A 12,061-nucleotide genomic window follows, 5' to 3' on the forward strand; every position below is an offset into this window, starting at 1 on the left:
GTGGCGAAGCCGCCCCACCCCCTGCAACCCGATTCCGGCAGAAGGATCGCGTCAACTTGACTACGGCTGCTTCGCAGCCGAACGGGAGCAAGCTCCCTCGCCACAAATGTGTGTCCGGCGTAGGATACCCGCCTGATTTTCCAGTCTTGCTATCGGAGTTGCCCATGAGCGCCGTCAATCGCGCAGCGGTGGAAGCCGTCCTTCGCCAATACACCGACCCTTATCTGAACCAGGACCCGGTCAGCGCCGGGTGCGTGCGCAGCATCGATATCCAGGGCGATCGCGTCAGCGTCCAGCTGGAGCTGGGTTACGCCGCCGGTCTGTTCAAGAGTGGCTGGGCGCAGTTGCTGCAACTGGCCATCGAGGGCCTGGACGGCGTGGTCACTGCCCGTGTCGAGATCACCAGCGTGATTGCCGCGCACAAGGCCCAGGCACAGATTCCGGGGTTGGCCAACGTCAAGAACGTGGTGGCCGTGGCGTCCGGCAAGGGCGGTGTGGGCAAGTCCACCACGGCTGCCAACCTGGCGCTGGCGCTGGCTCGTGAAGGCGCCAAAGTGGGGATTCTCGACGCGGACATCTACGGACCGAGCCAGGGCATCATGTTCGGCATCCCCGAAGGCACCCGACCACAGGTCAAGGATCAGAAATGGTTCATTCCGATCGAGTCCCATGGCGTCGAAGTGATGTCCATGGCGTTCCTGACCGACGACAACACGCCGATGGTCTGGCGTGGGCCGATGGTATCCGGCGCCTTGTTGCAACTGGTCACGCAAACGGCCTGGGGCGACCTGGATTACCTGGTCATCGACATGCCGCCAGGCACCGGCGACATCCAGTTGACCCTGGCGCAGAAAGTCCCGGTGGCCGGTGCGGTGATCGTGACCACCCCGCAGGATCTGGCGTTGCTGGATGCGCGCAAAGGCGTGGAAATGTTCCGCAAGGTCAACATCCCGGTGCTGGGCGTGGTCGAAAACATGGCCGTGCACATCTGCTCCAACTGCGGGCATGCCGAGCATCTGTTCGGTGAGGGCGGCGGTGTGAAGCTGGCCAACCAGTACGGCGTCGAATTGTTGGCTTCGTTGCCGCTGTCGATGCTGATCCGCGAACAGGCCGACGGCGGCAAGCCAACGGTGATCGCCGAGCCTGACAGCCAGATTGCGATGGTTTACCAGGAACTGGCCCGCCATGTCGGCGCGCGGATTGTGTTGCAGGAAGCTGCGACGCCGGCGATGCCGAACATCTCTGTCAGCGACGATTAAATCGCTGAAAAGAGATCGCAGCCTCGCTTCGCTCGACAGCTCCTACAGATATAAGCCAATCCATGTAGGAGCTGTCGAGCGAAGCGAGGCTGCGATCTTTTGATCTTGCTTCAGATGCGCAACCCGCCATCCAACTCCAGAATCCGGCCGGTGTAGTAGTCATTCTCGAAAATGTAGGCCGCCGACTGGGCGATCTCTTCGGGCTTGCCCATGCGTTTGAGCGGAATCCCGGAAGTCATCTTTTCCAGCGCTTCCGGCTTCATGCTCAGGGTCATTTCAGTTTCGATGAAGCCGGGCGCAATGCCCGCCACGCGAATCCCATAGCGCGCCAGTTCCTTGGCCCAGGTCACGGTCGCCGCAGCGACACCGGCCTTGGCGGCGGAGTAGTTGGTCTGGCCGATGTTGCCGGCGCGCGAGATCGACGAGATATTGATGATCGCGCCGCTGTTGTTCAGCTCGACCATTTTTGCCGCGACTTCACGGGTGCACAGGAACACACCGGTCAGGTTGACGTCGATCACCGCCTGCCATTGGGCCAGGCTCATCTTGGTCATTTCGCCATCCTTGACCTTCAGCAACAGGCCGTCGCGCAAAATGCCGGCGTTGTTGATCAGACCATGGATCGCGCCGAAATCGTCGGCCACCTGGCTGACCATGTGGGTCACTTGCTCTTCATCGGCGACGTTGCACAAGTAGGCACGGGCCTCGACACCCTTGGCCTTGCAAGCGGCGACGGCGGCGTCGAGTTTTTCCTGGTTCAGGTCCACCAGGGCCAGCTTCGCGCCACGACCTGCAAGATACTCGGCCATGGAACGACCTAAACCCTGGCAACCGCCGGTGATAATGATTACTTTGTCAGTGAGTTGCATTCGCATAGCCCCATAGCCGATCGGAGTGTTTCTCCTTCTAGAGGGCCTCTCGATCTGAGCCTGATGTGGCCTGGCTGCACATGAGAACTGCCCCTGTGGCGTACTGGAACTTTCACCCAGACGCCTGTCCGTTTTCTCGACGGAATCTATATAAGGAGTCATAAATTGAGCGTTGTAGTGGCTAAGCATGCCCGAGAATTGCTTCTCAAGGAATACCGTGGAGTGCTCTCTACGCACTCCAAAGCGATGCCCGGTTTCCCGTTTGGCTCCGTGGTTCCGTACTGTCTGGACGAACAGGGCCGGCCGCTGATCCTTATCAGCCGCATCGCTCAGCACACTCACAACCTGCAGAAGGATCCGAAATGCTCGCTGCTGGTAGGTGAACGCGAGGCCGAAGACGTGCAAGCCGTTGGTCGGCTGACCTACCTGGCCGAAGGGGAAAAGCTTGCGGACGCCGCAGCCATCGAAGCGGCAGCCGAGCGTTACTATCGCTATTTCCCGGATTCGCAGAACTATCACAAGGCCCACGATTTCGATTTCTGGGTGCTCAAACCGGTACGCCACCGTTACATCGGCGGTTTCGGCGCGATTCACTGGGTTGACCAACTAACCCTCGCCAACCCGTTCGCCGGCAAGGCTGAAGTGAGCATGGTCGAGCACATGAATGCCGATCACGCCAAAGCCATCGCCCACTACGTCGACCTGGCGGGCCTGCCGAAAACCGTGCCGGCGCAATTGGTCGGCATCGACACCGAAGGCATGCATTTGCGCATCGGCCAGGGGCTCTACTGGCTGCCGTTTCAAGTGCCTTGTAATACGCCGACACAAGTCCGGGAAGCCTTGGTTTTCCTGGCTCACGCCGAGCATTGGCCGAAAAATGAAGTGGCCGACGCTTGAATTCACGAAACGGCGACGTCATCTAAGGAACACTGGCAAGGCTTACTTGCGTTGAGGAACCATTTGATGCGCCCTTTTTTGTTGCTCTTTGTACTGTTTCCGGTGTTGGAGCTGTTCGTATTCGTCAAGGTCAGCGGGGCGATCGGGTTTTTCCCGGCCCTGCTACTGATCATTCTCGGCTCGATGCTCGGCGTGTTCGTGCTGCGTATCGCCGGTCTGGCTACTGCGCTGCGCGCTCGTGAAAGCCTGAGCCGCGGCGAGTTGCCGGCCCAGACCATGCTCGAAGGCCTGATGCTGGCCCTGGCGGGTGGTCTGTTGATTCTGCCGGGCTTCGTCACCGACGTGCTGGGTCTGATTATGTTGCTGCCGATCTCTCGTCGACTGCTGGCCAATAAAATGCGCCAGCGCGCCGAGGAACAAGCGATGCGCCAGCGTGCGTTTGCCGATGACCTTCAGCCGCGGGGCGGTCCTGCGCCACGCCAGCCGTTGGGCCGTGAGCCCAACGTGATCGAAGGCGAGTTCGAACACCGCGACTCCAAGTAACACGTCCATCGACACGGCACCTTCGGGTGCCGTGTTCGTTTTCAGGGGATCGACGTAAAAAATTCGCTCACGGCCCTTGAAATAGGCTCGCGCGCCCTTATGTAACGGTCACCGCAAGGTTTCTGGCAATTGCGCCAGACAGACTTCCGCGGTTCGCTCGACGAACCGCACCCGGCGCCGCCGGATTTGTTAAACCCGCCGGGACTACACCGGCCGATGAAAACCACAATTAGGAGAGATCGACAATGAAGCTTCGTCCTCTGCATGACCGCGTCGTTATCCGTCGCAGCGAAGAAGAAAAGAAAACCGCTGGCGGTATCGTCCTGCCAGGTTCGGCTGCTGAAAAGCCAAACCAGGGTGAAGTCCTAGCTGTAGGCCCAGGCAAAGTGCTGGACAACGGCGAAGTGCGTGCACTGTCCGTGAAAGTGGGTGACAAGGTGGTGTTCGGCCCGTACTCCGGCAGCAACACTGTGAAAGTCGATGGCGAAGACCTGGTGATCATGGCTGAGAACGAGATTCTCGCTGTTGTCGAAGGCTGATTCCCCGCTCATTTTCCCGCTACTACAAAGTATTTAAGGAATATCGATCATGGCTGCTAAAGAAGTTAAATTCGGCGACTCCGCCCGCAAGAAGATGCTCACCGGTGTCAACGTTCTGGCTGACGCGGTAAAAGCGACCCTGGGCCCGAAAGGCCGTAACGTGATCATCGAGAAGAGCTTCGGCGCTCCGACCATCACCAAGGACGGCGTTTCCGTAGCCAAAGAAATCGAACTCGAAGACCGCTTCGAAAACATGGGCGCGCAGCTGGTCAAAGACGTTGCCTCCCGTGCCAACGACGACGCAGGCGACGGCACCACCACCGCTACAGTTCTGGCTCAGTCGATCGTCAACGAAGGCCTGAAAGCCGTCGCTGCCGGCATGAACCCGATGGACCTGAAGCGCGGTATCGACAAAGCGACCATCGCGATCGTCAAAGAGCTGAAGAACCTGTCCAAGCCTTGCGCTGACACCAAGGCAATCGCTCAGGTGGGTACCATCTCCGCTAACTCCGACAACTCCATCGGCGACATCATTGCCGAAGCCATGGAAAAAGTCGGTAAAGAAGGCGTGATCACCGTTGAAGAAGGCTCGGGCCTGGAAAACGAACTGTCGGTTGTTGAAGGCATGCAGTTCGACCGCGGCTACCTGTCCCCGTACTTCGTCAACAAGCCAGAGACCATGACTGCCGAGCTGGACGGTCCGCTGATCCTGCTGGTCGACAAAAAGATCTCGAACATCCGCGAAATGCTGCCAGTACTGGAAGCCGTTGCCAAAGCCGGCCGTCCACTGCTGATCGTGGCCGAAGACGTTGAAGGCGAAGCCCTGGCGACTCTGGTTGTGAACAACATGCGTGGCATCGTTAAAGTCGCAGCCGTCAAGGCTCCAGGCTTCGGCGACCGTCGCAAGGCCATGCTGCAGGACATCGCTGTTCTGACCGGCGGTACCGTGATCTCCGAAGAGATCGGTCTGAGCCTGGAAAGCACCACCCTGGAACACCTGGGTAATGCCAAGCGCGTGATCCTGTCCAAAGAAAACACCACCGTGATCGACGGCGCCGGCGTTGAGGCTGACATCCAGGCTCGCGTGACCCAGATCCGTCAACAAGTGGCCGACACTTCGTCCGACTACGACCGTGAAAAACTGCAAGAGCGCCTGGCCAAACTGTCTGGCGGCGTTGCAGTGATCAAGGTTGGCGCTGGCTCCGAAGTTGAAATGAAAGAGAAGAAAGCCCGCGTTGAAGACGCCCTGCACGCTACCCGTGCAGCCGTTGAAGAAGGCGTGGTACCTGGCGGCGGCGTGGCACTGATCCGTGCCCTGCAAGCCATCAGCGAACTGAAAGGCGACAACGCCGATCAGGACGTCGGTATCGCTGTTCTGCGTCGTGCGGTCGAAGCGCCACTGCGTCAGATCGTTGCCAACTCCGGCGACGAGCCAAGCGTGGTTGTCGACAAGGTCAAGCAGGGTGCAGGTAACTTCGGTTACAACGCTGCCACCAGCGAATACGGCGACATGATCGAAATGGGCATCCTGGACCCAACCAAGGTAACCCGTTCGGCTCTGCAAGCTGCATCCTCGATTGGCGGTCTGATCCTGACCACCGAGGCCGCTGTTGCCGAAGCACCGAAGAAAGATGGCGCAGCTGGCGGCGGTATGCCAGACATGGGCGGTATGGGTGGCATGGGCGGCATGATGTAAGCCAGCCTTACCCCTATAAAAAAGCCCCGCCTGCGTTGAGCAGGCGGGGCTTTTTATTGCCTTCATTTTGGTAGGTCCGCAGATCGCATCGCGGCCATCGCGGGCAAGCCACGCTCCCACAGTGGATTGCGTAAACCTGTGGGAGCGGGCTTGCCCGCGATGGCGTCGGTTCAGGCGCTGACCGGTTTTGCCTTGTTCGCCTGTTCAGTCTTGGAGGCCGGCCGGTAGAGGATGTAGTAATACGCCCCCAGACAGAACAGCCAGCAGAAAATCGCCGTCCACACGTTGTGCGAGAAGAAGTGCGCGCCCTGCATCATCCGGCCGAGGGAAAACACCGAGCCCAATGTGAAAGCGAAGACAAACGCACTGCGTGCCAGCCGCGGACGTCGGTCGCGCAACACAAAGAACAACGCAAACAGGGTGAAACCGGTCGCCGCATGACCACCGGGCCAGCAGCGGCCTGGTTTATCGGTGTGCGGGCGAGGGCTCAGCAGTTCGCTGTAGGTTTCGTGCCCGCCGAATTGTTCCAGGCTCCATGGGCATTGCACCGCCGTCACCGCTTTGAGCGGGGTGACAAAGGAGGTTGCCAGCGCCAGAGACAACACCAGGCAACCCAATTCACGTTTGAACGGTTTGAGCCTTTCAATGAAAAAGGAGCCGACAAAGCCCAGGATGGACAACACCGAAAAGGCAATGACCACTTGCTTGGCCCGGTCATGCAGGATGTTTTCCAGGAAATAACTGTGGCGCCCGATGAACGCACCGGCGACCGGATCATAGAACAGCTTGGCAAGGTCCATGTCCAGGGACGTCAACTCGAGCAGCAGCAGGGTGATCGCCGCAATGGCGGGCACTCCCAGGCACAGCCAGAAGTTGAGCGGGCGGGAGACGGGACGGACAGCGGTTGATGACATGGTGGATCCTGATGAATGGAAAAACCCCGGGGCATCAGCCCGGGGCCATTCGATTAACGGTCGCTGACTTGGCGGGTGCCCTCCTTGGGCGCTTTCCAGCCGAGCAGCTGTTGCTTGAAGCCATGACTGGCCGTTTGGTAATAAGTGATTGCACGGGTGATCAACGGATCATCGGCGGTGGCCCGTGATTCGCGACTGTCGGTCAGTGCATCGTCGTGGCGCCGCAGACCCTGACGAGGGCTCAGGATCGCTAAATCCTTGCCGTCGAACAAGCCCAGATGTTGATAGTTGCCAACCACCACTCGCGGCGGCAGTGGATTGTCCTGCAATAGGTTGCGACCGAAGAACGTCGATTGGTAATCCAGGTTCAGCAGCCCGAGTAGCGTTGGCGCCAGGTCGATCTGACTGGCCAGCTGTGCGGTTTCCCGAGTCTCGATCAGCTTCGGCGCATAGATGAACAGCGGAATCTGATAGTTGCTGATTGGCAAGTCTTCTTTGCCGGCGCTGCCAGCCGTGTGGTCGGCGACGAAGACGAAGATCGTGTTATCGAACCAGGGCTTCTTGCGTGCCTGATCGAGGAACTGACCAATGGCAAAGTCGGTGTACTTCACCGCACCGTCGCGTCCGTTACCGGACTTGATGTCGATCCGATTATCCGGGTAGGTATAGGGGCGATGGTTGGAGGTGGTCATCAGCTGCAGCAGAAACGGCTGTTGTTTGGCGTAGTCGGCGTCGGCCAGTTTCAGGGTTTGGTTATAGAGGTCTTCGTCAGCCATTCCCCAGGCGTTCTTGAACTGAATCTCTGATTCATCAACGCTGCTCTGGTCAACGACGCGATAGCCGTTGCCGCTGAAGAACGCGTTCATGTTGTCGAAGTAACCGCGCCCGCCATACACGAATACGCTGTCGTAACCCACGGCGCTGAGTTGCTGGCCGAGGCTGGCGAAACCGCTTTCACGACCCACACGCTTGACGATCGAGCGCCCCGGCGTCGGTGGAATGGCCAGGGTGATGGCCTCCAGGCCGCGATCGGTGCGGGTGCCGGTGGCGTAAAAATTATTGAAGTACAGGCTTTGTTTGCGCAAGGCATCGAGGTTTGGTGTCAGGTTGCGATCGTCGCCATTGCTGCCCATGTACTTGGCGCTGAAGCTTTCGATGGTGACCAGCACGATGTTGGGTTTTCGTTCGGTGCCGGGATTATCGATCATCCGGCGGATGTCCTGCGGATCCTCGCCGATGAAGCGAGCGTTGGGCTCGGTCAGTTCAGCGCGAATCTGTTGTGCGACGACGGCGCTCGGCAGGGTGCTGTAGAACTGCGGGTAATCCAGTTCGTTATTGCGAAAGGCGGCGAAGAACTGGTACGGGCCATTGCTCGCCAGTTCGTTCTGATAGGCATTGCCACCCTGAGCGCGCGGCGCATCCTGGCTGAGCAGTTGCACACTCAGGCCCGTGACGATCAGCAGGCCGAGCGCATTCAGCAGACGCCCGCGCATGGCAGGCAATGGTGCGTCCAGCGCAGCGTTGAAGGATTTGCGCAGGGCAAAGCTCAGGACCACGGCCAGCACCGCGAGCATGCTCAGCAGTTTGCCGATCGGGTACGACTCCAGCAGGTTATTCAGCACTTCGTCGGAGTACACCAGGTAATCGACGGCGATGAAGTTGAAACGCACACCGAACTCATCCCAGAACAGCCATTCGGCCACCGAAGTGAACAGCATGGCAAACAGGCTGACGGTCAGCAGGCCCTGAAGGAACCAGCGATGGCCACGGCGGCGCCACAGGGCCGGCGGGCATAGCAGCAGATAGAGGCCCATGGGCAGCGCCGCGTAGGCAATGAAACCCAGGTCATAGAGCAGGCCGATGCCAAACACTGACAGGAATCCGCTGCCGGCCTCATCCAGGTGAGTGAGGAGCAGAACGCTTCGGGTCAGGAGAAAAATTACCAGCCAGGAACCGGTTACCAGCAGCAGAAGGCGCATTGGCGCCGTCTTCAAACAATCCATTATCTACATTCCCTATATCAATCGCGCGAAAGTTTGTCTTGAACGCTGTAGTCAGGTTGTGAACCAGCAGTGAAAAACTTGTTATCACCATTATTTGGTTGAGCGCATCGATTCTACGACCGGCCGCCCTAGCCCTGAGTCACACTTGGCCTTAAGCTGCGCGGGCCAAGACGGCCGTTACTGTATACGGAGGAGGTGCCGATGCGAATTCTATTGGTTGAAGACAACCGCGATATCCTGGCCAACCTGGCCGATTATCTGGGGCTCAAAGGTTACACCGTGGATTGCGCGCAGGACGGTTTATCTGGCCTGCACCTGGCGGCCACCGAGCATTACGACTTGATCGTACTCGATATCATGCTGCCCGGCATCGATGGCTACACCTTGTGCAAACGCCTGCGCGAAGACGCCCGCCGTGATACGCCGGTGATCATGCTCACCGCGCGCGATCAACTGGACGACCGTCTGCAAGGCTTCAAGTCCGGTGCCGACGATTACCTGATCAAACCCTTTGCCCTGTCCGAACTGGCAGCGCGCATCGAGGCGGTCATGCGCCGTGCCCAGGGTGGCGGTCGCCGTGCCTTGCAGGTCGGCGATCTGAGCTACGACCTCGATACCCTGGAGGTGACGCGCGAAGGCCGTCTGCTGAAACTCAACCCGGTGGGCCTGAAGTTGCTGGCCGTGTTGATGCAGAAAAGCCCGCATGTGCTGCGCCGGGAAATTCTCGAAGAGGCCCTGTGGGGCGACGACTGCCCGGACAGCGACAGCCTGCGCAGCCACGTCCATCAATTGCGCCAGGTGATCGACAAGCCGTTCGCCAAACCCCTGCTGCACACGGTACACGGCGTCGGTTATCGCTTGGCCGAGGGCCGTGATGGAGTTTAAGCAGAGCCTTTCGCAACGGATCATCATCGCCTTTGCGTTGATGAGCGCATTGGTCGCGGGAGCCTTCGCGATAGGCATCATAGCGACCGTGCACCTGGTGGAAGAGAAACTGATTTCGTCAGGTCTGGGTGGCGATTTGCAACGCCTGTTGCTGATGGACAGCGTGACGGACTGGAGCCACCGCCCCGAGCCGGACCAGTTGTTCTATTTCAGCGGCGGGCCGGGCGACTTTGAGTTACCCAAGGATTTGCGGCACCTGGACTCGGGTTTTCATGAAGTCTTTCGCGACCATCTGTCGTATCACGCGATGGTCGAAATCGTCGACGGACGGCGTTACGTGCTGTTGCAGGACCAGAGCGATTTCGAAGAGCGTGAACGGGTGCTGTTTGCCGTAGTGCTGGTGGGCTTCGTGCTGAGCCTGGCGCTGGCGGTATTTCTGGGCTGGGTGCTGGCGCGCAAGGTGATGGCGCCGGTGGTGCGACTGGCCCGCCAGGTGCGCCATCGCGATCAGCTGTTGGGCCTGGCACCGCCACTGGCTCCGGATTATGCCGCCGATGAAGTGGGCGAGCTGGCCGTGGCCTTCGACGCTACCCTCGGGCGCTTGCGTCAGGCGTTGACCCGTGAGCGATTGTTCACCAGTGACGTCAGCCACGAACTGCGCACGCCATTGATGGTGTTGGCCAGTTCCTGTGAATTGTTGCTGGAAAACCCCGGCATCGATCAACGCGGGCGTGCCCAGGTCGAGCGGATCGCCCGGGCTTGCGCAGAGATGCGCGAGTTGGTGCAAACCTTCCTCATGCTGGCCCGCGCTCAGCATGAGGACGCCAGCATGGGACCCCAGCAGAGCCTCAGTCAGGTGGCCGACGGGTTGCTTTGCCAATGGCGCGAACCGATCGAAACCAAGGGCCTGACGTTGAACGTCGAGTTGGGCAACCCGCCGGACACTCGCTATAACGCGACGCTTCTGCACGCGGTGATGGGCAACCTGTTGCGTAATGCGCTGCACTACACCGAGCACGGGTTTATCCGCTTGGCCCTGACGGATACGGGGTTCGTGGTCGAGGACAGTGGTGTAGGCATTCCCGAGGAAAAACGCGAGGCGATGTTCGAGCCTTTCGTACGCGGCAGCGAAAAGAGAGGCGAGGGCCTGGGGCTGGGACTGTCGCTGGTGCAGCGGATCTGCGAGAACCAGGGCTGGAGTGTCAGCCTGACGAACATGGAACCCAACGGTTGTCGCTTTCAGGTGGAGTTGAGTCAGAAATAGCGGTGAATGGGTTGAAAATTAAATCGGCTCCGCAAAACCCTGAAATGATTCCGGGCTTTACCTGACGAAATTTTCACCAAGGCATGACCTGACGCTGACACCACGCAACTTAAGGTGGTTGTCATCAGAAGCTCAGGAGATTGCAGTCATGGCTGGCCCGATAAAGCTCGGCTTCTCCGAAAAATACGACGATCAACCCGCACAGAAGAATTTGCGCCAGCACCAGGTGGGGCTCGGTCGCCGACTCTCCCAATGGCGTGACGAACACCTGGCGCGAAAGGCCCTGGCGTTGGCCGGTGAACCTGGCCTGCTCCTCGATTTGCCCTGCGGTGCCGGGCGTTTCTGGCCGTTGCTCGCGGAAAAACACAACCGTGTCATCATCGGGGCCGACAACTCGGTGTCCATGCTCAAGACTGCCATGCGCACGCAACCCGCCGACGTGGTCAAAAGGGTACAACCCTTGCACACGTCTGCATTCGACATTGCCTTGCCCGATAACGCGGTCGACAGTATTTTCTGCATGCGTCTGCTCCATCACATCGGTGAAGCCGAGCAACGACTGACCATCCTGCGTGAATTCGAGCGTGTCACCCGCGACAGCGTGATTGTTTCGTTGTGGGTAGACGGCAATTTCAAGGCCTGGAAACGCAAGCGCGCCGAGAGGCAGCGTGGGCAGGAAGGTTACCAGACTCGATTTGTGTTACCGGCTGCTACGATTGAAAAGGAGTTCGAGCAGGTGGGTTTCCGTATTCAGGAACACCTGGATTTCTTACCGCTCTATGCCATGCGGCGGGTCTATGTATTACGCAAGAGGTAACAGAATGACAGCGCACTATGCAGCCGCGGCCCATGACCTGAAGCAACTGCGTCGCCACTCGTCGTTCAGCGATACAGACTGGAAAAAACTCGTCTACTTTTATAACAAGGCGTTTGGCAGCGCTATCAAAGGCTTATAGCGATGAAACTCGAAATTGCGCGAGGTTTGTTTTTAGCCGGAGCCTTGGCAGTTGCTTCTTTGGCGGTGGCTGCCTGGGAGCAGCCCCGCACGCAAGTCCTCAGTTCAGTGCACGGTGACGCGCATTGTCCGGTGCCCCGGGTAGCCAAAGCACCCGTGGCCACTCAACCTGATCATGACTTGTTACTGTTCATGTTCGGACTTTCTCAAGGACTGAGGCCACAGAGTTGAACAGAT

Annotated in this window: 13 protein-coding genes; 10 read left to right on the forward strand and 3 right to left on the reverse strand. The window is 59.0% G+C overall.

Annotated elements, in window-relative coordinates; all coding sequences use genetic code 11:
- The first annotated feature begins 164 nt into the window (after positions 1 to 164).
- Positions 165 to 1,259, forward strand: a complete 1,095-nt coding sequence (gene apbC / locus AC1RO5_RS15415) for an iron-sulfur cluster carrier protein ApbC (protein ID WP_493176012.1) — start codon at positions 165 to 167, stop codon at positions 1,257 to 1,259.
- A gap of 110 nt (positions 1,260 to 1,369) precedes the next feature.
- Here apbC and AC1RO5_RS15420 read toward each other — a convergent pair whose 3' ends face one another.
- Positions 1,370 to 2,128: an SDR family oxidoreductase gene (locus AC1RO5_RS15420; protein WP_018926591.1), complete on the reverse strand. Its 759-nt coding sequence runs from the start codon at positions 2,126 to 2,128 to the stop codon at positions 1,370 to 1,372.
- Between the two features lie 165 nt (positions 2,129 to 2,293).
- Between AC1RO5_RS15420 and AC1RO5_RS15425 the strand changes: the two genes are divergently transcribed.
- From AC1RO5_RS15425 to groL, 4 genes are all read left to right on the forward strand, one after another.
- Positions 2,294 to 3,025, forward strand: coding sequence for a HugZ family pyridoxamine 5'-phosphate oxidase (locus tag AC1RO5_RS15425; protein WP_493176013.1), 732 nt, complete (start codon positions 2,294 to 2,296; stop codon positions 3,023 to 3,025).
- A 66-nt stretch (positions 3,026 to 3,091) separates the two neighbouring features.
- Positions 3,092 to 3,568 (forward strand): FxsA family protein, encoded by a 477-nt coding sequence (locus AC1RO5_RS15430; RefSeq protein WP_019651370.1) that lies wholly within the window; start codon positions 3,092 to 3,094, stop codon positions 3,566 to 3,568.
- 245 nt (positions 3,569 to 3,813) lie between these two features.
- A complete protein-coding gene (locus AC1RO5_RS15435) occupies positions 3,814 to 4,107 on the forward strand; it encodes a co-chaperone GroES (RefSeq protein WP_018926588.1) in 294 nt (97 codons plus the stop codon).
- A gap of 49 nt (positions 4,108 to 4,156) precedes the next feature.
- Entirely contained in the window at positions 4,157 to 5,803 is a 1,647-nt protein-coding gene (gene groL, locus AC1RO5_RS15440; RefSeq protein WP_019651371.1) for a chaperonin GroEL, read from the forward strand.
- Between the two features lie 170 nt (positions 5,804 to 5,973).
- Here the strand turns inward: groL and AC1RO5_RS15445 are convergent, their stop codons facing one another.
- Positions 5,974 to 6,717: a phosphatase PAP2 family protein gene (locus AC1RO5_RS15445; protein ID WP_493176015.1), complete on the reverse strand. Its 744-nt coding sequence runs from the start codon at positions 6,715 to 6,717 to the stop codon at positions 5,974 to 5,976.
- Between the two features lie 53 nt (positions 6,718 to 6,770).
- Positions 6,771 to 8,720, reverse strand: coding sequence for an LTA synthase family protein (locus tag AC1RO5_RS15450; RefSeq protein ID WP_493176017.1), 1,950 nt, complete (start codon positions 8,718 to 8,720; stop codon positions 6,771 to 6,773).
- Between the two features lie 201 nt (positions 8,721 to 8,921).
- Between AC1RO5_RS15450 and colR the strand changes: the two genes are divergently transcribed.
- The 5 genes from colR to AC1RO5_RS15475 all read left to right on the forward strand — a co-directional run bounded on the left by colR (position 8,922) and on the right by AC1RO5_RS15475 (position 12,055).
- Positions 8,922 to 9,605, forward strand: a complete 684-nt coding sequence (colR, locus tag AC1RO5_RS15455) for a two-component system response regulator ColR (RefSeq protein WP_007938890.1) — start codon at positions 8,922 to 8,924, stop codon at positions 9,603 to 9,605.
- On the forward strand, positions 9,595 to 10,869 hold the full coding sequence (locus tag AC1RO5_RS15460) for a sensor histidine kinase (RefSeq protein WP_493176019.1): 1,275 nt from the start codon (positions 9,595 to 9,597) through the stop codon (positions 10,867 to 10,869). Before colR ends, AC1RO5_RS15460 begins: the two co-directional genes overlap by 11 nt.
- A 148-nt stretch (positions 10,870 to 11,017) precedes the next feature.
- A complete protein-coding gene (locus AC1RO5_RS15465; protein ID WP_493176021.1) occupies positions 11,018 to 11,686 on the forward strand; it encodes a class I SAM-dependent methyltransferase in 669 nt (222 codons plus the stop codon).
- 4 nt (positions 11,687 to 11,690) lie between these two features.
- Entirely contained in the window at positions 11,691 to 11,825 is a 135-nt protein-coding gene (locus tag AC1RO5_RS15470; RefSeq protein ID WP_493176058.1) for a hypothetical protein, read from the forward strand.
- 2 nt (positions 11,826 to 11,827) lie between these two features.
- Entirely contained in the window at positions 11,828 to 12,055 is a 228-nt protein-coding gene (locus AC1RO5_RS15475; RefSeq protein WP_493176022.1) for a hypothetical protein, read from the forward strand.
- The last annotated feature ends 6 nt before the right edge of the window (positions 12,056 to 12,061 follow it).

Source organism: Pseudomonas sp. GW822-FHT02G04 (assembly GCF_058802085.1).